This is a genomic window from Variovorax sp. UMC13 (genome assembly GCF_014170375.1).
GTDB lineage: Bacteria > Pseudomonadota > Gammaproteobacteria > Burkholderiales > Burkholderiaceae_C > Variovorax.
Map to the genome: position 1 here is coordinate 39,467 of NZ_LZZW01000023.1, position 20,600 is coordinate 60,066.

At 68.5% G+C, this 20,600-nt stretch carries 24 protein-coding genes; 11 read left to right on the plus strand and 13 right to left on the minus strand.

The genetic code is table 11. The features are described 5' to 3' along the window. Positions 1-6: 6 nt before the first annotated feature. The 4 genes from eno to A9977_RS18050 form a co-directional block, all read right to left on the minus strand. Entirely contained in the window at positions 7-1,290 is a 1,284-nt protein-coding gene (gene eno, locus A9977_RS18035) for a phosphopyruvate hydratase (protein WP_183026251.1), read from the minus strand. Positions 1,291-1,380: 90 nt separating this feature from the next. Next, complete coding sequence (locus A9977_RS18040) at positions 1,381-1,671, minus strand: DUF1330 domain-containing protein (RefSeq protein WP_183026252.1); 291 nt, start codon at positions 1,669-1,671, stop codon at positions 1,381-1,383. Positions 1,672-1,753: 82 nt separating this feature from the next. Further along, positions 1,754-2,611: a 3-deoxy-8-phosphooctulonate synthase gene (kdsA, locus tag A9977_RS18045; RefSeq protein ID WP_183026253.1), complete on the minus strand. Its 858-nt coding sequence runs from the start codon at positions 2,609-2,611 to the stop codon at positions 1,754-1,756. Between the two features lie 17 nt (positions 2,612-2,628). Beyond that, on the minus strand, positions 2,629-4,299 hold the full coding sequence (locus A9977_RS18050; protein ID WP_183026254.1) for a CTP synthase: 1,671 nt from the start codon (positions 4,297-4,299) through the stop codon (positions 2,629-2,631). 136 nt (positions 4,300-4,435) lie between these two features. Here A9977_RS18050 and coaBC point away from each other — a divergent pair, with 136 nt between their 5' ends. The 4 genes from coaBC (at position 4,436) to A9977_RS18070 (ending at position 7,307) form a co-directional block, all read left to right on the plus strand. After that, positions 4,436-5,662, plus strand: a complete 1,227-nt coding sequence (gene coaBC, locus A9977_RS18055) for a bifunctional phosphopantothenoylcysteine decarboxylase/phosphopantothenate--cysteine ligase CoaBC (RefSeq protein ID WP_183026255.1) — start codon at positions 4,436-4,438, stop codon at positions 5,660-5,662. Then, on the plus strand, positions 5,659-6,144 hold the full coding sequence (locus A9977_RS18060) for a hypothetical protein (RefSeq protein ID WP_183026256.1): 486 nt from the start codon (positions 5,659-5,661) through the stop codon (positions 6,142-6,144). Before coaBC ends, A9977_RS18060 begins: the two co-directional genes overlap by 4 nt. Positions 6,145-6,148: 4 nt before the next feature. Continuing rightward, a complete protein-coding gene (gene dut / locus A9977_RS18065) occupies positions 6,149-6,595 on the plus strand; it encodes a dUTP diphosphatase (RefSeq protein ID WP_183026257.1) in 447 nt (148 codons plus the stop codon). A 211-nt stretch (positions 6,596-6,806) separates the two neighbouring features. Continuing rightward, positions 6,807-7,307 (plus strand): glycine zipper 2TM domain-containing protein, encoded by a 501-nt coding sequence (locus tag A9977_RS18070; RefSeq protein ID WP_183026258.1) that lies wholly within the window; start codon positions 6,807-6,809, stop codon positions 7,305-7,307. Positions 7,308-7,449: 142 nt separating this feature from the next. Here the strand turns inward: A9977_RS18070 and A9977_RS18075 are convergent, their stop codons facing one another. Beyond that, entirely contained in the window at positions 7,450-7,974 is a 525-nt protein-coding gene (locus tag A9977_RS18075; RefSeq protein ID WP_183026259.1) for a peptidylprolyl isomerase, read from the minus strand. Positions 7,975-7,988: 14 nt separating this feature from the next. Between A9977_RS18075 and A9977_RS18080 the strand changes: the two genes are divergently transcribed. The 3 genes from A9977_RS18080 (at position 7,989) to A9977_RS18090 (ending at position 9,942) form a co-directional block, all read left to right on the plus strand. Continuing rightward, the gene (locus tag A9977_RS18080; protein ID WP_183026260.1) at positions 7,989-9,119 is read left to right on the plus strand and encodes a cupin domain-containing protein; all 1,131 of its coding nucleotides are present in this window, start codon (positions 7,989-7,991) and stop codon (positions 9,117-9,119) included. Next, positions 9,109-9,588 carry a hypothetical protein gene (locus A9977_RS18085; protein WP_259652031.1) on the plus strand — a complete coding sequence of 160 codons (480 nt, stop codon included), beginning with the start codon at positions 9,109-9,111 and terminating at the stop codon, positions 9,586-9,588. The genes A9977_RS18080 and A9977_RS18085 overlap by 11 nt, the downstream gene beginning before the upstream one ends. 75 nt (positions 9,589-9,663) lie before the next feature. Further along, the gene (locus A9977_RS18090; protein WP_183026501.1) at positions 9,664-9,942 is read left to right on the plus strand and encodes a hypothetical protein; all 279 of its coding nucleotides are present in this window, start codon (positions 9,664-9,666) and stop codon (positions 9,940-9,942) included. Positions 9,943-10,010: 68 nt separating this feature from the next. On the opposite strand, the gene A9977_RS18095 is transcribed toward A9977_RS18090, so the two are convergent. From A9977_RS18095 to A9977_RS18110, 4 genes are all read right to left on the minus strand, one after another. After that, on the minus strand, positions 10,011-10,181 hold the full coding sequence (locus tag A9977_RS18095; protein ID WP_183026262.1) for a hypothetical protein: 171 nt from the start codon (positions 10,179-10,181) through the stop codon (positions 10,011-10,013). Between the two features lie 89 nt (positions 10,182-10,270). Further along, complete coding sequence (locus A9977_RS18100) at positions 10,271-11,245, minus strand: aldo/keto reductase (protein WP_183026263.1); 975 nt, start codon at positions 11,243-11,245, stop codon at positions 10,271-10,273. A gap of 23 nt (positions 11,246-11,268) precedes the next feature. After that, entirely contained in the window at positions 11,269-11,868 is a 600-nt protein-coding gene (locus A9977_RS18105) for a chromate transporter (RefSeq protein WP_183026264.1), read from the minus strand. Further along, complete coding sequence (locus tag A9977_RS18110) at positions 11,865-12,455, minus strand: chromate transporter (RefSeq protein ID WP_183026265.1); 591 nt, start codon at positions 12,453-12,455, stop codon at positions 11,865-11,867. The genes A9977_RS18105 and A9977_RS18110 overlap by 4 nt, the downstream gene beginning before the upstream one ends. Positions 12,456-12,555: 100 nt before the next feature. Here A9977_RS18110 and A9977_RS18115 point away from each other — a divergent pair, with 100 nt between their 5' ends. Beyond that, a complete protein-coding gene (locus tag A9977_RS18115) occupies positions 12,556-13,455 on the plus strand; it encodes a YihY/virulence factor BrkB family protein (RefSeq protein WP_183026266.1) in 900 nt (299 codons plus the stop codon). Positions 13,456-13,463: 8 nt separating this feature from the next. Here A9977_RS18115 and A9977_RS18120 read toward each other — a convergent pair whose 3' ends face one another. Continuing rightward, positions 13,464-14,015: a DUF924 family protein gene (locus A9977_RS18120; protein WP_183026267.1), complete on the minus strand. Its 552-nt coding sequence runs from the start codon at positions 14,013-14,015 to the stop codon at positions 13,464-13,466. Positions 14,016-14,089: 74 nt separating this feature from the next. Here A9977_RS18120 and A9977_RS18125 point away from each other — a divergent pair, with 74 nt between their 5' ends. Continuing rightward, positions 14,090-15,286 carry a patatin-like phospholipase family protein gene (locus A9977_RS18125; RefSeq protein WP_259652032.1) on the plus strand — a complete coding sequence of 399 codons (1,197 nt, stop codon included), beginning with the start codon at positions 14,090-14,092 and terminating at the stop codon, positions 15,284-15,286. Positions 15,287-15,374: 88 nt separating this feature from the next. Next, a complete protein-coding gene (locus tag A9977_RS18130) occupies positions 15,375-16,157 on the plus strand; it encodes a 3-hydroxybutyrate dehydrogenase (protein WP_183026268.1) in 783 nt (260 codons plus the stop codon). 121 nt (positions 16,158-16,278) lie between these two features. On the opposite strand, the gene A9977_RS18135 is transcribed toward A9977_RS18130, so the two are convergent. Beyond that, complete coding sequence (locus A9977_RS18135) at positions 16,279-17,208, minus strand: helix-turn-helix domain-containing GNAT family N-acetyltransferase (RefSeq protein ID WP_183026269.1); 930 nt, start codon at positions 17,206-17,208, stop codon at positions 16,279-16,281. A 163-nt stretch (positions 17,209-17,371) separates the two neighbouring features. On the opposite strand from A9977_RS18135, the gene A9977_RS18140 reads away from it, so the two are divergent. After that, positions 17,372-19,795, plus strand: a complete 2,424-nt coding sequence (locus tag A9977_RS18140) for a YgiQ family radical SAM protein (RefSeq protein WP_183026270.1) — start codon at positions 17,372-17,374, stop codon at positions 19,793-19,795. A gap of 31 nt (positions 19,796-19,826) precedes the next feature. On the opposite strand, the gene A9977_RS18145 is transcribed toward A9977_RS18140, so the two are convergent. Together A9977_RS18145 and A9977_RS34335 are read right to left on the minus strand one after the other, a co-directional pair. Beyond that, positions 19,827-20,078 (minus strand): hypothetical protein, encoded by a 252-nt coding sequence (locus A9977_RS18145; protein WP_183026271.1) that lies wholly within the window; start codon positions 20,076-20,078, stop codon positions 19,827-19,829. Between the two features lie 160 nt (positions 20,079-20,238). Beyond that, positions 20,239-20,586 carry a DUF1294 domain-containing protein gene (locus A9977_RS34335; protein WP_310936163.1) on the minus strand — a complete coding sequence of 116 codons (348 nt, stop codon included), beginning with the start codon at positions 20,584-20,586 and terminating at the stop codon, positions 20,239-20,241. Positions 20,587-20,600: the final 14 nt, after the last annotated feature.

Sequence of the window (20,600 nt, forward strand, 5' to 3'; positions counted from 1 at the left end):
CGGCTCTTAACGCAGGTTGTAGAACGCGCCGCGGCCGGGGTAGCTGGCGATGTCGCCGAGGTCTTCCTCGATGCGCAGCAGCTGGTTGTACTTGGCCGTGCGGTCCGAGCGCGACAGCGAGCCGGTCTTGATCTGGCCGGCGTTGGTGCCCACCGCGATGTCGGCGATGGTGCTGTCCTCGGTCTCGCCCGAACGGTGCGAGATCACGGCCGTGTAGCCCGCGCGCTTGGCCATCTCGATGGCGGCGAAGGTCTCGGTCAGCGTGCCGATCTGGTTGATCTTGATCAGGATCGAGTTGGCGATGCCCTTGTCGATGCCCTCTTGCAGGATCTTGGTGTTGGTGACGAACAGGTCGTCGCCCACCAACTGCACGCGCTTGCCCAGGCGTTCGGTCAGGTGCTTCCAGCCGTCCCAGTCGCCTTCGTGCATGCCGTCTTCGATGCTGATGATCGGGTACTTGTCGACCCAGGTCTCGAGCATGTCGGTCCAGCTCTCGGCCGACAGCGACAGGTACTCGCCCGACAGCACGTACTTGCCGTCCTTGTAGAACTCGCTCGCGGCGCAGTCCAGGCCCAGCGCGATCTGCTCGCCGGCCACGTAGCCCGCCTTGTCGATCGCCTCGAGGATCAGCTGGATCGCTTCCTCATGGCTGGCCACGCTGGGGGCGAAGCCGCCTTCGTCGCCGACGGCGGTGCTGATGCCGCGGTCGCTCAGGATCTTCTTGAGCGCGTGGAAGGTCTCGGCGCCGTAACGCACCGCTTCGCGGAAGCTCTTGGCGCCCACGGGGATGATCATGAACTCCTGCAGGTCCAGGCTGTTGTTGGCGTGCGCGCCGCCGTTGATGACGTTCATCATCGGCACCGGCAGCTGCATGCCGCCCATGCCGCCGAAGTAGCGGTACAGCGGCAGGCCCGATTCCTCGGCCGCGGCGCGGGCCACGGCCATCGACACGGCCAGCGTGGCGTTGGCGCCCAGGCGGGCCTTGTTCTCGGTGCCGTCGAGGTCGAGCAGCGTGCGGTCCAGGAAGGCCTGTTCCGAAGCGTCCAGACCGAGCACCGATTCGGAGATCTCGGTATTGATGTTCTCGACCGCCTTCAGCACGCCCTTGCCGAGGTAGCGCTTGGCATCGCCGTCGCGCAGTTCGATCGCTTCACGCGAACCGGTCGATGCGCCCGAAGGCACGGCCGCGCGGCCCATGGTGCCCGATTCGAGCAGCACGTCGCACTCGACGGTGGGGTTGCCGCGGCTGTCGAGAATTTCGCGCCCGACGATGTCAACGATTGCACTCATTTTTTCTCCGATTTAAATAGATTCATCTCGCGCCCACCCCGTGAGGGGAGGGCTGAAAAGGGCGGGTGCACGGCACCGCAAGGAGGCGCCTCAAGCCACGCCTTCGACCACGATCATCCGCATGATCGCGGCGCCCTGGCGCGACGCGCGCGCCTTGCCGTATTCGGGGGAGCTGTCGAACTTCTTGGCGGCTTCCACGCTGGGGAACTTGAGCACCACCAGGCGCTCGGGCGTCCAGTCGCCTTCGAGCACTTCGACCTTGCCGCCGCGCACGCAGACCTCGGCCCCATGCACCTGCATGGCGGCCGTCGACCACTTCTTGTACTCCTCGTACTGGGTCGGATTCGTCACTTCGACGTGGGCAATGATGTAGGCAGTCATCGTGCCCCCACGCGCGTCACTGTCGTGTACTCGCTGCCCCCAGATGGGGCCTTCGCTTGCTTGAAGCGGTTCGGCGCTGCGCTCATGACTGGAAGATGTCCTCGAGGAATGCGTTCTGCTTGGTGACCCGGTCGAGCGCGACCAGCGTCTCGAGCAAGGCCTTCATGTGCTTGAGCGGCACGGCGTTGGGGCCGTCGCTCAGCGCCTTCGATGGGTCGGGGTGCGTTTCCATGAACAGGCCCGCGACGCCCACCGCCACCGCCGCGCGCGACAGCACCGGCACCATCTCGCGCTGGCCGCCCGAGGTCGTGCCCTGGCCGCCGGGCAGCTGCACCGAGTGGGTCGCGTCGAACACCACCGGTGCCCGGGTCTCGCGCATGATCGCCAGCGAGCGCATGTCCGACACCAGGTTGTTGTAGCCGAAGCTCGCGCCGCGTTCGCAGGCCATGAAGCTGTCCTCGTCGAGGCCGGCCTCGCGCGCCGCCGCGCGCGCCTTGTCGATCACGTTCTTCATGTCGTGCGGCGCGAGGAACTGGCCCTTCTTGATGTTGACCGGCTTGCCCGACTGCGCCGCGGCGTGGATGAAGTCGGTCTGGCGGCACAGGAAGGCGGGCGTCTGCAGCACGTCGACCACCTTGGCGGCCTCGGTGATGTCCTCGTGCGTGTGCACGTCGGTGAGCACCGGCAGGTTCAGCTCGCGCTTGACCTTGGCCAGGATCTCCAGGCCCTTGTCGCGGCCCGGGCCGCGGAAGCTGGTGCCCGAGGAGCGGTTGGCCTTGTCGAAGCTGCTCTTGAAGATGAAGGGGATGCCGAGTGCCGAGGTGATTTCCTTGAGCGTGCCGGCGGTGTCCATCTGCAGTTGCTCGGACTCGACCACACAGGGTCCGGCGATCAGGAAGAAGGGCTGGTCCAGCCCGATGTCGAATCCGCAAAGCTTCATGGTGGGTCTTTCCTTCTTCAGGCGACGGACTTCAAGGCCTTCTTGCCCGCGCCCTGGTGGTCGAGCGCGGCCTTGATGAATGCATTGAACAACGGATGACCGCTCCACGGCGTGGACTTGAATTCCGGGTGGAACTGCACGCCGATGAACCAGGGGTGCACGTCGACCGGCAGTTCGACGATCTCGGTCAGGTGCTCGCGCTGCGTGAGCGCCGAGATCACCAGGCCGGCATCGCGCAGCTGGTCGAGGTAGTTGACGTTGGCTTCGTAGCGGTGGCGATGGCGCTCGGTCACCACGTCGCCGTAGATGCTGTGCGCCAGCGTGTCGGGCGACACGTCGGAGCTCTGCGCGCCCAGGCGCATGGTGCCGCCGAGGTCGGACTTCTCGTTGCGCTTCTTCACCGTGCCGTCGGCGTCCTTCCACTCGGTGATCAGCGCGATCACGGGGGTGGGGGTGTCGGGGTCGAACTCGGTGCTGTTGGCGTTCTTGAGGCCGGCCACGTTGCGCGCGTACTCGATGGTCGCGACCTGCATGCCCAGGCAGATGCCGAGGTAGGGCACCTTGCTTTCGCGGGCGAAGCGGGCGGTGGAGATCTTGCCCTCGACGCCGCGCTGGCCGAAGCCGCCGGGCACCAGGATGGCGTCGTACTTGGCCAGGCGCGAGACGTCCTGCGGCGTGATGGTTTCGGAGTCGACGTACTCGATCTTCACGCGGGCATGGTTTTTCATGCCGGCGTGGCGCAGCGCCTCGTTGACCGACTTGTAGCTGTCCGACAGGTCGACGTACTTGCCGACCATCGCGATGGTGACTTCGCGCTGCGGGTGCTCGACCTCGTAGACCAGGTCGTCCCAGCGCTTGAGCTTGGCCGGCGGCGTGTTGATGCGCAGCTTGTCGCAGATCAGGCCGTCGAGGCCCTGCTCGTGCAGCATGCGCGGCACCTTGTAGATGGTGTCGACGTCCCACATCGAGATCACGCCCCACTCGGGCACGTTCGAGAACAGCGAGATCTTGGCGCGCTCGTCGTCGGGGATCGGGCGGTCGGCGCGGCACAGCAGCACGTCGGCCTGGATGCCGATGGCGCGCAGTTCCTTGGCCGTGTGCTGGGTCGGCTTGGTCTTGAGTTCGCCGGCTGCGGCGATCCAGGGCACGTACGACAGGTGCACGAAGGCCGAGTTGTTGGGGCCGTTGCGCAGGCTCATCTGGCGCACCGCCTCGAGGAAGGGCAGCGACTCGATGTCGCCCACCGTGCCGCCGATCTCGACGATCGCGACGTCGACCTCGTGCGCGGTGTCGATGCCGGCGCCGCGCTTGATGTATTCCTGGATCTCGTTGGTGATGTGCGGGATCACCTGCACGGTCTTGCCGAGGTAGTCGCCGCGGCGTTCCTTCTCGAGCACCGACTTGTAGATCTGGCCGGTCGTGAAGTTGTTGGCCTTGCGCATCCGGGTGTTGATGAAGCGCTCGTAGTGGCCGAGGTCGAGGTCGGTTTCGGCCCCGTCGTCGGTGACGAACACCTCGCCGTGCTGGAACGGCGACATCGTGCCGGGATCGACGTTGATGTACGGATCCAGCTTGATCAGGGTGACGGAGAGGCCGCGCGATTCAAGGATGGCGGCGAGAGAGGCGGAGGCGATTCCCTTGCCCAGGGAAGACACCACACCGCCGGTGACGAAGACGAATTTGGTCATGCCATTTCCAGACTTTTCAGGTCCGGTCAGTGGGAAATGAGGATTATAGGTGGCTGCGGGGCGGCATTTCGCGCCGCGCACCGAGTCTCCCTACGCATCTGCCTGCCACATGGCATCTCATTACACTTCGGGCGATATGCAAGACCTCCTTGGCAAACACATCGTTCTCGGGCTCACGGGCGGCATCGCCTGCTACAAATCCGCCGAGCTGTGCCGGCTGTTCGTGAAGGCCGGCGCCACCGTGCAGGTGGTCATGACCGAGGCGGCGACCCAGTTCATGACACCGGTCACGATGCAGGCGCTGTCGGGCCGACCGGTCTATGTCTCGCAATGGGATGCGCGCGAAGACAACAACATGCCGCACATCAACCTGAGCCGCGAGGCCGACGCGATCGTGCTGGCGCCGTGCAGCGCGGACTTCATCGCCCGGCTGGCCGAGGGCCGCAGCGACGAGCTGCTGAGCCTGATGTGCCTGGCGCGCCCGATGGACCGGATCCCGCTGCTGATCGCCCCGGCCATGAACCGCGAGATGTGGGCGCACCCCGCGACCCAGCGCAACCTGCAGCAGGTGGCGGCCGACGGGGCGACCATGCTGGGCGTGGGCAGCGGCTGGCAGGCCTGCGGCGAGACCGGTGACGGCCGCATGCTGGAGCCGGCCCAGCTGCTCGAGGACATCACGGCCTTCTTCCATGCCAAGGTGCTGGCCGGCCAGCATGTGCTGGTCACGGCCGGCCCGACCTTCGAGGCGCTGGACCCGATCCGCGGCATCACCAACCATTCGTCCGGCAAGATGGGCTTCGCCATCGCGCGCGCGGCCCGCGAAGCCGGCGCCGAGGTCACGCTGATCGCCGGCCCGGTGCACCTGCCCACGCCACGCGGCGTGCGCCGGATCGACGTGCTGTCGGCACTGGACATGCTGGCCGCCACCGAGCGCGAGGCGGCGCGGGCCTCGGTCTTCGTCGCCACGGCGGCGGTGGCCGACTGGCGGCCGGCCTCGCACAGCGAGCAGAAGATCAAGAAGGACGGCAGCGGCCTGCCGCCGGTGCTGAACTTCGTCGAGAACCCCGACATCCTCGCGACCGTGGCGCGCAGCCCGCGCGCGGCCAGCGGCGCGCTGTTCTGCGTGGGCTTCGCCGCCGAGAGCGAGAACCTGGCCGCGCATGCCAAGGCCAAGCGCGAGCGCAAGGGCATCCCGCTGCTGGTGGGCAACATCGGCCCGCTGACCTTCGGCCAGGACGACAACAGCCTGCTGCTGGTCGATGCCGAGGGCGTGCGCGAACTGCCGCGCGCGCCCAAACTGCAACTGGCGCGCGAGCTGGTGCTCGAGATCGCGGCCCGACTTCCCAAACGGAGCGCCCCATGAACCTCAATCCGCAATGGAACACGCCGCCGAACGGCGACTTCGCCCGCTATGTGGAGCAGCTGTCGGCCCGCGCCGCGCTGTCGCTGCGAACCGGATCGGCCAATGCGGAGCACGGGCTCGACGTCGGCATGCCGCCTTCGTCCGAACCGCACGCCGCGCTGTCGCCGGGCGCCGTCGCGCCGCGCCGCCGCGGCACGCCGCCACGGCCGGCCGCCACCCCGGGTGGCGGCGACGCCGGCTCGCCCTTCAAGCTGGTGCGCGTGCTGGGCATCGCCTGGCTGCTGGTGCTGGTCGGCATGTTCGTGTTCGACGCGCCCTTCGGTGTGATCCTGCTGGTGCTGGCCGGGGGCTTCTGGCTCGCCAAGCAGCTGCGCCATCGCCTGCTGCCGGTGGGCGTGACCAGTTGGAGCCAGTGGGCCCAGGAAGCGGCCCGCAACGCGGCCGAGAAGCAAAGACAACAACAGCAGCAGCAAGGCAAGTGAAGAAGTGAACGTCGACGTCCGAATCCTCGATCCGCGCATGGCGGACCAACTCCCGGCTTACGCCACCCCCGGCAGCGCGGGGCTCGACCTGCGCGCCTGCCTCGATGCGCCCATCACGCTGGAGCCCAACGGCTGGCAGCTGGTGGGCACCGGCATCGCGGTGCACCTGGCCGATCCCGGCTATGCGGCGCTGATCCTGCCGCGCTCCGGCCTGGGCCACAAGCACGGCATCGTGCTGGGTAACCTGGTCGGCCTGATCGACAGCGACTACCAGGGCGAGCTCAAGATCAGCGCGTGGAACCGCAGCAACACCCCTTTCGTGCTGCAACCCATGGAGCGGCTGGCGCAGCTGGTGATCGTGCCGGTGATGCAGGCCCAATTCAACGTGGTGGACAGCTTCGAAGCCAGCACGCGCGGCGAGGGCGGCTACGGTTCCACCGGCCGCGGCTGAGGCCGGCCTGTAGGCGCGGGCCTGCGCCCGCTGCTTGGTTTCGCTCGCGTAAAGATCGGAACTCGCGGCAGGGCCGCGCTCTCGAAGTTTCGAGATGATGGTTGAATGGCAACGGCGTCCGCGGTCATCCTGACGGGCCGTGGCGCGTTGCACAGAAGGCCGTCGTCGGCCCGCAGCCAAAGCTCATAACCACATGCGTGGAGCACGAAACATGAAGAAACAACTTCGCATCCTTTCCCTCACGGCCGGCGTGCTGGCCCTGGCCACGCTGACCGCCTGTGTGGCGCCGCAACCGGTCTACGAGACCAGCCGCTACCCCTACCAGCCCCATGTCCAGCCGGCCTACGCCGCGCCGCAGCCTTATGGCGAGTACGGCCGCATCGTCAACATCGAGGTGGTGCGCAGCGAATCCTCGGGTGCCGCCCCTTCGGGCGGTGGCGCGGTGGCGGGCGGCCTGATCGGCGGCGTGGTCGGCAACCAGTTCGGCCACGGCGGCGGCCGCGCGGCCGCCACGGCGCTGGGCATCGTGGGTGGCGCCTTGCTGGGCAACACCGTCGAGGCGAACGCCAATGCACCGCGCGCCTACCAGAGCTACCGCATCTCGGTCCAGACCGAGCGCGGTGGCTACCGTGCCTTCGACGTGCCCACGCCCGGCGAGCTGCGGGTGGGGGACCGGGTGGTGATCAACAACGGTCAGATCTCGAGGTACTAGCCCACCCCCGAAGCGGCGCACTTCGTGTCGCCGCCTCCCCCTCGAGGGGGCGATACCGGTGGCCCGGCGAAGCCGGTTCCACGGTATCCCTGGAACACAAAAGCCCCGCATGCGGGGCTTTTGCATTGCGGGGGGCGGGCGCTCAGTGCAGGGTGTCGTTGCCGGGGGGGGTGCTGGCCAGCTTGAAGAAGCCGGTGCCGGCGGAGCCGCGGCCGATTTCTTCTTCGGTGGCTTCGCGCACCGAGCGCACCGTGAGGTCCAGGCGCAGCGCGATGCCGGCCAGGGGGTGGTTGCCGTCGAGCACCAGGTGGTCGGGGTAGACCTCGGCGACGGTGTAGATCGCGTCTTTCACGATGTCGGGGTTGACCCCGGCCGGCAGGGCCGCGCCGTCGAAGGTCATGCCTTCGTCGGTGCCTTCGGGGAACAGCGCGCGCGGCTCGAGGAACAGCAGCTGGTCGTTGAAGTCGCCGAAAGCCTGCTCGGGCTCGAGCTGCAGTTGCACCCGGGCGCCCGGCTCATGGCCCTGGAGCACGGCCTCGATCGCGTCGAAGAGATCGTCGCCGCCCACCAGGAACTCCACCGGTTCGTCGAGCACGTCCAGCACGTCGCCGAGGGTGTCCTTGATCGTCCATGTGAGGCCGACCACGCATTGTTCAGAAATTTCCATTGCAGAATTCTCCCATGGACCTTCATTCCCCTCTACCGCTCCTGGGCGGGCTCACGCCGGCGCAATTCATGCGCCGCCATTGGCAGAAAAAACCCTTGCTGGTGCGCCAGGCCATGCCCGGCATGCTGCCGCCGGTCGAACGCGGCGCGCTGTTCGCGCTGGCCGGCTCGGAAGACGTGGAGTCGCGGCTGGTGCGCCAGACGGCCAAGGGCTGGTCGCTGCGCCACGGTCCCTTTCCGCGGCGCGCGCTGCCGCCGCTGCAGCAGCCGGGCTGGTCGCTGCTGGTGCAGGGCGTGGACCTGCACCACGAGGGCGCCCATGCGCTGATGCGGCAGTTCGGCTTCCTGCCCGACGCGCGGCTCGACGACCTGATGATCAGCTACGCCAGCGACACCGGCGGCGTGGGCCCGCATTTCGACAGCTACGACGTGTTCCTGCTGCAGGCCAGCGGCCGGCGCCGCTGGTCGATCGGCCGCCAGCGCGACCTCGAACTGCAGCCCGGCGTGCCGCTCAAGATCCTGCAGAACTTCGAGCCTGAAGAGAGCTTCGTGCTCGAGCCGGGCGACATGCTCTACCTGCCGCCGCGCTATGCGCACGACGGCGTGGCCGTGGGCGACGACTGCATGACCTGCTCGATCGGCCTGCGCTCGCCGGCCGCCGCGCCGCTGGGCGCCGACCTGCTGGCGCGCATCGCCGAGGCCCAGGCCGACGAACTGCAGGACATCCCGGCGGTGCACTACCGCGATCCCTCGCAGGAGGCGGTGGACCGCCCCGCGGCCATGCCGGCCGAGCTGCAATCCTTCGCGCGCAAGGCGGTCGAGGCCGCGCTGCGCGACCCCGATGCGATCGACCGCGCGCTGGGCGAATCGATGACCGAGCCCAAGTCCAACGTGTGGTTCGATGCGGGCGAACTGCCCGAGCGGCTCGAGGGCGTGCGGCTCGACCGGCGCACGCGCATGCTCTACGACGCGCGCCATCTCTACATCAACGGCGAGAGCTTCCGCGCGGGCGGCCGCGACGCGACGCTGATGCGCCGGCTGGCCGACCAGCGCGGGCTCGATGCGCGCGATTTGTCGCGTGCCAGCGAGGATGCGCTGGCGCTGCTGGGCGACTGGTGCGAGGCGGGCTGGGCCCATGCTGTCTGACGGTCCCTTCGACGGCCGCGAGGCCTTCCAGGCGCAGCTGCAGGCCGCCTTCGCCGCCGCTGCGCAAGAGGGCTGGCGCGAGATCGTGCTGAGCGACCCCGACTTCGCCGACTGGCCCCTGGGCGAGCGCGCCAGCATCGCGGCGCTGCAGGCCTGGGCCGCGAGCGGGCGCCGCCTGGTGCTGCTGGCCGAGGGCTTCGGCGTCTTCGATCGCGCCCATGCGCGCTTCGTCGAATGGCGCCGGCTCTGGAGCCACATCGTCGAGGCGCGGGCCTGCAGCGGCAGCGGCGCGCCCGCGGTGCCCAGCGCGGTCTGGACACCGACCTGGTCGCTGCACCGCATCGACCCCGAGCGCAGCCGGGGCGTGTGCACCCGCCAGCCCGAGCGCCAGCGTGTGCTGCGCGAGCGCATCGACGAATGTCTGAGGCAGTCGCGGCCGGCCTTCGCGGCCTCGACACTGGGCTTGTAAGCCGAGGCCGCGCTCACATTTGGAAGCACCGATGCAGGCCTAGAATTTTTGTTCCTGTCCATCGTTCCAAAGGAGATAGCAATGAACAAGTCCGTCCTGCTCGCCGCCGTGATCGCTGCCGCCGCGCTCAGCGCCTGTGGCAAGAAAGAGGAGCCGGCGCCCGCGGTCGTGACCCCGCCGCCCGCGGCCGTGACGCCGGCACCCGCATCGCCCAGCACGCCACCCGCCGGCACCATGGCACCGTCCGCCTCGGATCCGGCCGCGGCCACGCCGTCGCCCTCGGCTTCCTCGGCGCTCGATGCCGCCAACGCCGCGACCGAAGCGGCGCGCAACGCCGCCTCCGCGCCCAAGTGATCCACCCCGCATGAAAAAGCCCGCCCGGTGCGAACCGGGCGGGCTTTTTCATGCGGGCGACGGGTGGCTCAGGACGGATCCTTGCCCCGCGTGCGGCCGACCGCGCTGAAGATGCCGATCCCCAGCACGATGAGGGCGCCGATGCCGATGTACAGCGTGGGCACGCCGGCCACCGAGGCACCCCAGACGAGGCCGGCCAGGAAGATCAGGAAACCGATCATGTAGAGCGCGAAGGACATGGTTCTCTCTCCTTAAAAGGTGAGCCAGCCTGCCTGCCCCGGCGCGCCGCGGACCGGCGCCTTCGTCGCCAATCCGTGTGGGAGGCTGCTTACCGCGAAGCCGTCGCGCCGGCTTCCTGGCTGGCCGCGTCGAGCAGCGCGATCGAGGCCGCATCGAGCTTCAGGGTGGCCGCGCGCGTGAGTTCGTCGAGTTGCGCGACCGAGGTGGCGCTGGCGATCGGCGCGGTGATGCCCGGGCGTGCGATCTGCCAGGCGATGGCCGCCTGCGCGGGCGTGACGCCGTGCGTCTTCGCCACGCCGTCGAGCGCGGCCAGGATGCGCAGCCCGCGTTCGTTGAGGTACTTCTTGGTCGTGTTGGCGCCGCGCGCGCTCTTGGCCGCATCGGCCTCGCTGCGGTACTTGCCGGTGAGGAAGCCGGCCGCGAGCGCGTAGAAGTTGATCACGCCCACGCCGCGTTCGACGCACAAGGGTTCGAGCGCGTCCTCGAACACCGCGCGGTCGTAGAGGTTGTAGAGCGGCTGCAGGCTCTCGTAGCGCGGGATGCCCAGCCGCTCGGACACGTCCAGCGCCTCGGCCAGGCGCGGCGCCGTGAAGTTCGAGGCGCCGATGGCGCGCACCTTGCCGGCCTTGATCAGCGCGGCGAAGGCCTCGAGCGTCTCTTCCAGCGGCGTGTTCGCATCGTCGTCGTGCGACTGGTAGAGGTCGATGTGGTCGGTCTTGAGCCGCTGCAGCGAAGCATCGACCGCCTCGCGGATGTAAGCCGCCGAGAGTCCCACCTTGTCGTCGCCCATCGGCTTGCCGACCTTGGTCGCGAGCACCACGCGGTTGCGCTTGCCGCTCTGGCGGAACCACTTGCCGATGATCGTCTCCGACTCGCCGCCCGTGTGGCCCGGCACCCATCGCGAGTAGACGTCGGCGGTGTCGACGAAGTTGAAGCCGGCGTCGAGCCAGGCGTCGAGCAGGCGGAAGGACTGGGCCTCGTCCACGGTCCAGCCGAAGACGTTGCCGCCGAAGGCGAGGGGCGAGACCTGCAGGTCGGAACGGCCGAGGGCGCGAAGTTGCATGGGGGTTCTCCTTGGGGGTTGGATCAGACGAAGCCGACGGCGCCGAGCAGCGCACCCGCGCCCAGCAGCCACAGCAGGTGAAGGCGCGTGCGCCAGACGATCAGGGCCGCCGTGCCCGCGAGCAGCCACAGGTGCCAGGCCGGGGCCTGGCCCGCGTTGTTGCCCGAGGCCAGCACCCAGCCGGTGGCGATCAGCAGGCCCACCACCACCGGTGCCATGCCCTGCTTGAAGGCGCGCACCGCGCGCCGCTCGCGGTTGCGATGGCCCCAGCGCGTGGCCAGGTAGGTGAGGGTGGTGCTGGGCAGCATGATGCCGACCATCGTGACCGCCAGCCCGAACAGGCCCAGCAGCCAGGCCTGCGGGCCGGCCGCGATGCCGCCGCCCGCGTTGAGCCCGACGTTCCAGCCCATCAGCGCCACGAAGAGCACGTTCGGTCCGGGCGCGGCCTGCGCGATCGCGACCGAGGAGGTGAACTGCGCGTCGGTGAGCCAGCGGTGCTGCTCGACCAGGTAGCGGTGCATGTCGGGCACGGTGGTGATGGCGCCGCTGATCGAGAGCATCGACAGCATCAGGTACTGGGCGAACAGCGCGAGCCAGTCGTGCCAGTGCATCGTGATGCTCATCGACCGAGCCTTCGCCAGGTCTCGCCGCAGGCGATGCCGCCGACGAAGATCAGCACCCATCCCAGCGGGATGCGCGCCAGCGCGATGGCCGTGAACACGATGCCGACGATCGCCAGGCACAGGCCGAAGCCCAGCGGGTTGCGGCGCAGCGGCGCGATCAGCTTGATGCCGGTGGCGGCGATGAGTCCGCCGGCCACCGCGCCCATGCCGCGCAGTGCGCCCGCGACCTGCGGGTTGCCGGCGAAGTGCGCATAGAGCACGGCGAGCGCGAGGATCACGAACAGCGGCACGGTCAGCATGCCCGCCAGCGCCGCGGCTGCGCCGCGCAGGCCGAAGTGGCGGTCGCCGATCATCACCGCGAGGTTGATCACGTTGGGCCCGGGCAGCACCTGGGCCACGGCCCAGTCTTCGAGGAACTCGTCGGGCGTGAGCCACTTCTTCTTTTCCACCAGCTCGCGCTGCACGATGGTCAGCACGCCGCCGAAGCCCTGCAGCGCCAGCCAGGTGAAAGACAGGAACAGGTGGCGGGGGGACTGCGGTCGGGGCCGATCGGGCGCCGCGATCGCCTCCGGTGAGGGCGGGTGCATGGCGGCGATTATCTGCGCGCCTGCGCAATGCTGCAGGCGCGGCGCGATCTCAGGCATTGCACCGACACGGACCCGACCGGCCGCCTGCAATACTGGCGACATGCAACTGCGCGCACTCCTCGAGCTCTCCAAGCAGGCCTTCCTCTCGTGGAAGAGCGATTACGCCCCGAGCATGGGCGCGGCGCTGGCCTACTACACGGTGTTTTCGGTGGCGCCCCTGCTGCTGATCGTGATCTCGGTGGCGGGCCTGGTGTTCGGCCAGGAGGCCGCGCGCGGCGAGATCTTCGCGCAGCTCTCGGGCTTGATGGGTGCCCAGGGCGCGCTGGCCGTGCAGGGCATGCTGGAGGCGGTCAACAAACCGCGCGAAGGCATCATCGCCACCGTGATCGGCATCGGCCTGCTGATCGTCGGCGCCACCACGGTGTTCGGTGAGCTGCAGGACGCGATGGACCGCATCTGGCGCGCCCCGGCGCGCGACACGCGCGGCGGCGTGCTGAGCCTGTTGCGGGTGCGGCTGCTGTCCTTCAGCATGATCATGGGCATCGGCTTCCTGCTGATGGTGTCGCTGGTGGCCAGCGCGGCGCTGGCGGCACTGGGCAAGTGGTGGTCGCCGGTGTTCGGCGGCTGGGCCACGCTGGCGCAGGGCGTGAACTTCGTCTTCAGCTTCGGCATGGTGACCGTGATCTTCGCGATGATCTACAAGCTCATGCCGCGGGTGAAGGTCGAGTGGCGCGACGTGTGGGTGGGCGCGGGCGTCACGGCGCTGCTGTTCACCGTCGGCAAGCACCTGATCGGCCTGTACATCGGCAAGAGCAGCGTGGCCTCGGGCTACGGCGCCGCGGGCTCGCTGGTGGTGGTGCTGGTGTGGGTCTACTACTCGGCGCAGATCTTCCTGCTGGGGGCCGAGTTCACCTGGGTCTATGCGCGCCGCTACGGCTCGATGAGGAACCTGCCCGACGTCGATGCGGCCCCGGCCACGCCGACGCGCGACGACGCCTGATCGGGTGCTCAGCCGGCGAAGCCGCCGCTGTCGAGGAAGGCCTGTTCTTCCGCGGTGGATGCGCGGCCCAGCAGGCGGTTGCGGTGCGGAAAGCGGCCGAAGCGCAGCACGATGTCCTGGTGCAGTCTGGCGAAGCGCTGGGTGTTGGCATCGAGCGTCGCATTCAGTTCGACCGAACGTTCCTGATCGGCCGGCAGTTCGGAATGCATGAAGGGCAGGTAGAAGAAGGGCCGCAGCGCGGCCTCGACCTGCCGGTCGAAGCCCGCCCTCACCGCGCGCTTCGCGAGCATCAGCGCCTGGGCGTCGGTGGCCAGCATGTGCGGGTTGTTGCGCCAGGCGTTGCGCGGAAACTGGTCGAGCAGGATCAGCAGCGCCAGCGCGCCTTCGGCGTCGTGGGCCCAGCCCTCGAGCTCGCCGCGTGCCGCGGCCTGGTGGGCGTCGGCGCACAACGCGATGAAGGCGATGTCGAAGTCGTCGTTCTTGGCGAACCAGCGCGCGGGACCGGCTTCGCGCCAGAATGCGACCACGTCGCGGGCGGAGGGAAGGGCAGGGGATGTCATCGCGACATTCTTGCAGGCCCGGCGGTCAAGTCCCGGCGCCAGCGGCGGTCATGTGGCTGGTGTCCAATGAGACCATGACGACGAAGAAACCCCGCACGGCCGCGCCCGTCCTTCATCCTTTCGAGGCCCGTCGCGAAGACATGCGCAATGCGCGCAAGGCGCTGGTGCTGCAGGGCGGCGGCGCGCTCGGCGCCTACCAGGCCGGGGTGTACGCCGCGCTCAGCGAGACCCGCATGAAGCCCGACTGGATCGCCGGCGTGTCGATCGGCGCCATCAACGCCGCGCTGATCGCGGGCAATGCCCCGGCCCAGCGGGTCGACCGCCTGCGCGAGTTCTGGCACCTGGTGTCGTCCGGGGCGTCGCAGCAACTGCCCGCATGGCTCGGCGGCCGGGCCCAACAGAACCAGTGGAGCGCCACCATGGCCTCGCTGGTGGGCATCCCCGGCTTCTTCGAGCCGCGCTGTTCGCCGCTGCTGCTGATGGGCGGGGCCGCGCCGCTGCTGAGCTACTACGACACCACGCCGCTCAAGGCCACGCTCGAGCGGCTGGTCGACTTCGACCGCATCAACGACTGCGAGGCCCGCTTCAGCGTGGGCGCGGTCAACGTGCGCACCGGCAACTCGGTGTACTTCGACAACACGCTGCAGCGCATCGGCCCCGAGCACATCATGGCCAGCGGCGCCTTGCCGCCGGGCTTCGCGCCGGTGCACATCGACGGCGAGGACTACTGGGACGGCGGCATCGTGTCGAACACGCCGCTGCAGTACGTGCTCGACCAGCACCCGCGCAACGAGCCGCTGGTGGTGCTGCAGGTCGACCTGTTCAACGCGCGCGGCGAGATGCCGCACACGCTGGCGGGCGTGACCGAGCGCCAGAAGGACATCACCTACTCGAGCCGCACGCGCATGAACACCGATGCGCTGGCCGCCAACATGAACCTGCAGCAGGCGATCGCCGAACTGATCTCCAAGCTGCCGCCGGCCTTGCGCAAGGACCCGAGCGTGCTCGCGGTGCAGTCGCAGCTCACGCACCAGCCCATCGACATCTTCCACCTGATCTACCGCGACAAGCCCTACGAGCTGGAGTCGAAGGACTACGAGTTCTCGCGCGCCGCGGTCGAGGAGCACTGGGACTCGGGCGCGCGCGACATGCGCACGACCCTGGCGCATCCCGAGACGCTGCGCGCCGACGCCACGGTCAACGGCGTGACCACCTTCGACCTCGGCGAGCACGGGGCCGAGCGGATCAAGCGCCCGGGCCTGCCGGCATGAGCCAGCGATTCAGGCTCGACTAAGGAAGCGGCACCAGACTGGCCGCGTTGCCTCGGCTTCCCTTTTTCCCACCTCAAGGACATTCACCATGCAACTCAAGGACAAGGTCGCCTACATCACCGGCTCGGCCAGCGGCATCGGCAAGGAAATCGCCATCCTGTTCGCGCAGGAAGGCGCGAAGATCATCATTGCCGACCTCAACAAGGAGGCGGCCGACGCGACGGCCGCCGAGCTCAAGGCCACGGGCGCAGAGGCCATCGGCGTGGCGGTCGACGTGACCAACGAGGACCAGGTCAACGCCTCGGTCGAAGAGGGCGCGAAGGCCTTCGGCGGCATCGACATCCTGATCAGCAATGCCGGCATCCAGATCGTGCATCCGGTGGAGGAGTTCAGCTTCGCCGACTGGAAGAAGATGCTCGCGATCCACCTCGACGGCGCCTTCCTCACCACCAAGGCCTGCCTCAAGCACATGTACGCGCAGGGCCGCGGCGGCAGCGTGATCTACATGGGCTCGGTGCATTCCAAGGAAGCCTCGCTGCTCAAGGCGCCTTACGTGACGGCCAAGCACGGCCTGATCGGCCTGGCGAAAACGGTCGCCAAGGAAGGCGCCAAGCACGGTGTGCGCGCCAACGTGATCTGCCCGGGCTTCGTGCGCACGCCGCTGGTCGAGAAGCAGATCCCCGAGCAGGCGAAGACGCTGGGCATCAGCGAAGAGGAAGTGGTCAAGAACGTGATGCTCAAGGAGACGGTGGATGGCGAGTTCACCGCCACGGAAGACGTGGCGCGCGTGGCGCTGCTGTTCGCGGGCTTCCCGACCAATGCGCTGACCGGCCAGTCGCTGGTCGTGAGCCACGGCTGGTTCATGCAGTGAGTTGATTTTCTCCCTCCCCCGCTGGGGGAGGGTCGGGGTGGGGGCTCGGCCGCCTTTGGCCTTGCGAAACGCGCTTTGGGGTGCCGGCCCCATCCCCACCTTCCCCCAGAGGGGGAAGGGGTCAGAGCTTGAGTTCCCAGGTCTCGCCCACGAGCGAGGCGCCATAGCTCTCATGGGGCTCCGACTGCTTGAGCACGAAGCCGCGCTTCGCGTAGATGTCGCGCGCCGCCGTGAGGCAGCTGTTGGTCCACAGCACCACCTTCCGGTAGCCCGCGGCGCGTGCGAAGGCCAGGCATTCGTCGGTCAGGCGCGCGCCCAGGCCCAGGCCGCGCGCCGAGGGTGCGACGATCAGCATGCGCAGCTGCGCGACGGTCGCCGACTTGCGCACCAGGAAGATCGCGCCCAGGCGTTCGCCGTCGCGCTCGGCGATCCAGCCCTTCTCGCGGCCGGGCTGGAACTTGCGGACGAAGTCGGCTGCGATGCCTGCGACCAGCACTTCGAAGGCCTGTTTCCAGCCGTACTCCCGTGCATAGACCTCGCCGTGCTGCTGCACCACCCAGCCCATGTCGCCCGGCGCCGGGTCGCGCAGCACGACGGGGCTGGCGGGTGCCTGCGCATCCATCAAGGCCTCGATGCGCGCCATGGCCGCGACCAGCTGTTGCTGCCGCGCCGCGCCCAGGGGCGCGAGCAGGGCGGCCGCATGGTCGCGCGAGGCCTGCTGCAGCGGTGCGAACGCCGTGTGGCCGGCGGCGGTCAGCGCGAGCCGGCTCTGCCGGGCGTCCTGCGGATCGGGCGTGCGCGCGAGCCAGCCGGCGGCCTCGAAGCGCTTGAGGATGCGGCTCAGGTAGCCCGCGTCCAGGCCCAGATCCTGCTGCAGGTCGCGCGCCACCGGCGCCTGCCGGTGCGCGAGTTCGTAGAGCACGCGCACGTCGGTCAGCGACAGTTCGCTGCCCAGGTAGGGGTCGAGCACGCCGATGCGTTGGGTGAAGAAGCGGTTGAAGCGGCGCAGGGCCTTGACGGCCTCGGGCGAGACGGCGTGGGAAGAGGGCATTCCAGCATTCTCCCGTCATTTATTTGACTTAGTCAACCAAATCCAAGACCTGAGACTGCACAGGTCACTGCCACGCAGGGGCGACAGGAAGAGGCGCAGCGCCTACAATCGCGGGTTGCCCGCCACGGGCCCACGGCCAGGTCCGGCCCCCCAATACTCCCCGATGAACGCCCCCGTCGACGTCTCCTTTTTCGCGCGCGCCGCCAAGCCGCTGACCAGCTACCGCAAGTACTGGGCGGCCCGCTTCGGCACGGCCAAGTTCCTGCCGACCTCGCGCGAGGAAATGGCCGCGCTCGGCTGGGACAGCTGCGACATCATCGTGGTCACGGGCGATGCCTATGTCGACCACCCGAGCTTCGGCATGGCGGTGATCGGCCGCATGCTCGAGGCGCAGGGCTTCCGCGTGGGCATCATCGCGCAGCCCGACTGGCAGAGTGCCGACCCCTTCAAGGTGCTGGGCAAGCCGAACCTGTTCTTCGGCGTGACCGCCGGCAACATGGATTCGATGATCAACCGCTACACGGCCGATCGCAAGATTCGCAGCGACGACGCCTACACGCCGGGCGACGTCGGCGGCGCACGGCCCGACCGCGCGGCCATCGTCTACTCGCAGCGCTGCAAGGAGGCCTGGAGCGACGTGCCGATCATCCTGGGCGGCATCGAAGGCAGCCTGCGCCGCATCGCGCACTACGACTACTGGTCGGACAAGGTGCGCCGCTCGGTGGTGGTCGATTCGAAGTGCGACCTGCTGCTGTACGGCAACGCCGAGCGCGCCATCGTCGAGATCGCGCACCGCCTGGCCGCGAAGGAGCCGGTGCAGCAGATCACCGACGTGCGCGGAACCGCCTTCGTGCGCCGCGAAACGCCCGAGGCCTGGTTCGAGATCAACTCGACCAGCGTCGACGAACCCGGCCGCGTCGAGGCCCACGTCAATCCCTACCTCATGGTCTCGGACCAGGCCAAGGCCAACGGCGCCACCTGCGCCAAGGAAGACGAGGCCCAGGTCGTTGCGGCCACGGCCGAAGCGGCCGGCGCCAAGGCCCTGGCGGCGGTGCGCGCGCGCTCGGCCGAAGTGAACCCGGCGATCAAGCCCATCACCTTCGTCGCCAACCCTTCGGTCAAGCTCAAGGTGCCGCCGCGCGACCGCAGCGTGATCCGCCTGCCTTCGTACGAACAGGTGCGCAGCGACCCGGTGCTCTACGCCCACGCCAACCGCGTGCTGCACCTCGAGACCAACCCCGGCAACGCACGCGCGCTGGTGCAGGCGCATGGCGAAGGCACGACCGCGCGCGACGTGTGGATCAACCCGCCGCCCATCCCCCTGACCACGGCCGAGATGGACCATGTGTTCGACCTCGCCTATGCGCGCAGCCCGCATCCGCGCTATGCCGACGAGAACGGCAGCCACGACGGCGCGACCAAGATTCCGGCCTGGGAGATGATCCGCTTCAGCGTGAACATCATGCGCGGCTGCTTCGGCGGCTGCACCTTCTGCTCGATCACCGAGCACGAAGGCCGGATCATCCAGAGCCGCTCGGAGGATTCGATCATCAAGGAGGTCGAGGCCATCCGCGACAGCGTGAGCGGCTTCACCGGCACCATCTCCGACCTGGGCGGCCCCACGGCCAACATGTACCGGCTGGGCTGCAAGAGCCCCGAGATCGAGGCCGCCTGCCGCAAGCCCAGCTGCGTGTACCCGGGCATCTGCTCGAACCTGGGCACCAACCACGATCCGCTGATCAAGATCTACCGCCGCGCGCGGGCGCTCAAGGGCATCAAGAAGATCCTGATCGGCTCCGGCCTGCGCTACGACCTGGCCGTGCAATCGCCCGAGTACGTGAAGGAGCTGGTGCAGCACCACGTGGGCGGCTACCTCAAGATCGCGCCCGAGCACACCGAGCAGGGCCCGCTCACCAAGATGATGAAGCCGGGCATCGGCAGCTACGACAAGTTCAAGCAGCTGTTCGAGAAGTTCTCGGCCGAGGCCGGCAAGAAGCAATACCTGATCCCGTACTTCATCGCCGCGCACCCGGGCACCAGCGACGAGGACATGATGAACCTCGCGATCTGGCTCAAGAAGAACGGCTTCCGTGCCGACCAGGTGCAGACCTTCTACCCGTCGCCCATGGCCACCGCGACGACGATGTACCACACCAACAAGAACCCGCTGCGCAAGATCACGCGCGAGAGCGAGACGGTGGACATCGTGCGCGGCGACAAGCGCCGCCGCCTGCACAAGGCCTTCCTGCGCTACCACGATGCCAACAACTGGCCGCTGCTGCGCGAGGCCCTGAAGAGCATGGGCCGCGCCGACCTCATCGGCAACGGCAAGCACCACCTGATCCCCACGTGGCAGCCGCTGACCGATGGCGGCTACACCAGTGCGCGGCGCAAGAATTCGACCGTGGTGCCGGCGGCCAAGACCGCGAAGGCCTCGGCGCCGGTGCGGCTGGCGCCCGTGAAGCCCTCGAAGGGCCGGATCCTCACGCAGCACACCGGCCTGCCGCCGCGCGAGACGGGCAGCGGCGGTGGTACGGCGCGCGGCCCGGCAGGGGTGCCGGGCAAGGGCTTCCGCAAGGCGCGCTGAGCGCCTCGGAAGCCGGCCGCTCAGGTCCTTGTCAGGCCGGCAGGCCGCTCACCTGCACCGAGAGGTCGAACAGCTTGGCCTTGCCGGCGTAGTAGCGGTCGATGCGCCATTCCTTGAGGATGTCGATGGCGATCTCGAAGGTTTCGAGCTCCAGCTTGTAGAGCTCCGCGACGTTGAAGTGCGTGTCGGACTCGAGCGCCAGCACCAGTTGTGCAAGCGTTCGAGCCGATTCGCTCGCCGGATTGGCGACGATGAATTTGCGGGCTGATTTGATGGCGTTCACGATGGTCCTTTGGGTGCCCCGAGGGGTGGGCTTTGGCCGAGCCCGTGGATACGGGTCAACCCAGATGTGCTCGGTGCAAACCCGGGTATGGACACGGATTGTCGCAACCTTCATATGACAAATTTATGACAGTCCTTTTCTGGTCGCGGGACGTTTCGTACTACAGCCGAGCGAAGGGTGCCCACCAGAATAGCCACGCCGCCAGTCCTGCGCAATTCAGCATCGCCGTGGCCGCATAGACCTGCAGGAACGCAGCCTTGCTGGACTTGTGCCGCAGCATCCGTTGCGCCACGCCGGCCGCGGGCCAGCCGCCCAGCAGGGCCAGCAGGTGAAGCGTTCGCTCCTGCGTGCGCCACCGGCCTTTCTGCGCCGCGTCCTTGTCGGCTGCATAGGCGAACAGCGTGAGCGCGTTGAGCGCCACGATCACCGCGATGCTCCACCAGGGCAGGCGCTGCAGCCACAGCCCGCAGGCGAGCAGGGCAATCCAGAAGGGCAGCAGCCACGACACCCATCGCGCCCCGG

Bases quoted from the DNA above. Each gene is read 5' to 3' on its own strand.
- eno (WP_183026251.1), bottom strand. From the start codon at position 1,290: ATGAGTGCAATCGTTGACATCGTCGGGCGCGAAATTCTCGACAGCCGC.
- A9977_RS18040 (WP_183026252.1), bottom strand. From the start codon at position 1,671: ATGACTGCCTACATCATTGCCCACGTCGAAGTGACGAATCCGACCCAG.
- kdsA (WP_183026253.1), bottom strand. From the start codon at position 2,611: ATGAAGCTTTGCGGATTCGACATCGGGCTGGACCAGCCCTTCTTCCTG.
- A9977_RS18050 (WP_183026254.1), bottom strand. From the start codon at position 4,299: ATGACCAAATTCGTCTTCGTCACCGGCGGTGTGGTGTCTTCCCTGGGC.
- coaBC (WP_183026255.1), top strand. From the start codon at position 4,436: ATGCAAGACCTCCTTGGCAAACACATCGTTCTCGGGCTCACGGGCGGC.
- A9977_RS18060 (WP_183026256.1), top strand. From the start codon at position 5,659: ATGAACCTCAATCCGCAATGGAACACGCCGCCGAACGGCGACTTCGCC.
- A9977_RS18070 (WP_183026258.1), top strand. From the start codon at position 6,807: ATGAAGAAACAACTTCGCATCCTTTCCCTCACGGCCGGCGTGCTGGCC.
- A9977_RS18075 (WP_183026259.1), bottom strand. From the start codon at position 7,974: ATGGAAATTTCTGAACAATGCGTGGTCGGCCTCACATGGACGATCAAG.
- A9977_RS18080 (WP_183026260.1), top strand. From the start codon at position 7,989: ATGGACCTTCATTCCCCTCTACCGCTCCTGGGCGGGCTCACGCCGGCG.
- A9977_RS18085 (WP_259652031.1), top strand. From the start codon at position 9,109: ATGCTGTCTGACGGTCCCTTCGACGGCCGCGAGGCCTTCCAGGCGCAG.
- A9977_RS18095 (WP_183026262.1), bottom strand. From the start codon at position 10,181: ATGTCCTTCGCGCTCTACATGATCGGTTTCCTGATCTTCCTGGCCGGC.
- A9977_RS18100 (WP_183026263.1), bottom strand. From the start codon at position 11,245: ATGCAACTTCGCGCCCTCGGCCGTTCCGACCTGCAGGTCTCGCCCCTC.
- A9977_RS18105 (WP_183026264.1), bottom strand. From the start codon at position 11,868: ATGAGCATCACGATGCACTGGCACGACTGGCTCGCGCTGTTCGCCCAG.
- A9977_RS18110 (WP_183026265.1), bottom strand. From the start codon at position 12,455: ATGCACCCGCCCTCACCGGAGGCGATCGCGGCGCCCGATCGGCCCCGA.
- A9977_RS18115 (WP_183026266.1), top strand. From the start codon at position 12,556: ATGCAACTGCGCGCACTCCTCGAGCTCTCCAAGCAGGCCTTCCTCTCG.
- A9977_RS18120 (WP_183026267.1), bottom strand. From the start codon at position 14,015: ATGACATCCCCTGCCCTTCCCTCCGCCCGCGACGTGGTCGCATTCTGG.
- A9977_RS18125 (WP_259652032.1), top strand. From the start codon at position 14,090: ATGACGACGAAGAAACCCCGCACGGCCGCGCCCGTCCTTCATCCTTTC.
- A9977_RS18130 (WP_183026268.1), top strand. From the start codon at position 15,375: ATGCAACTCAAGGACAAGGTCGCCTACATCACCGGCTCGGCCAGCGGC.
- A9977_RS18135 (WP_183026269.1), bottom strand. From the start codon at position 17,208: ATGCCCTCTTCCCACGCCGTCTCGCCCGAGGCCGTCAAGGCCCTGCGC.
- A9977_RS18140 (WP_183026270.1), top strand. From the start codon at position 17,372: ATGAACGCCCCCGTCGACGTCTCCTTTTTCGCGCGCGCCGCCAAGCCG.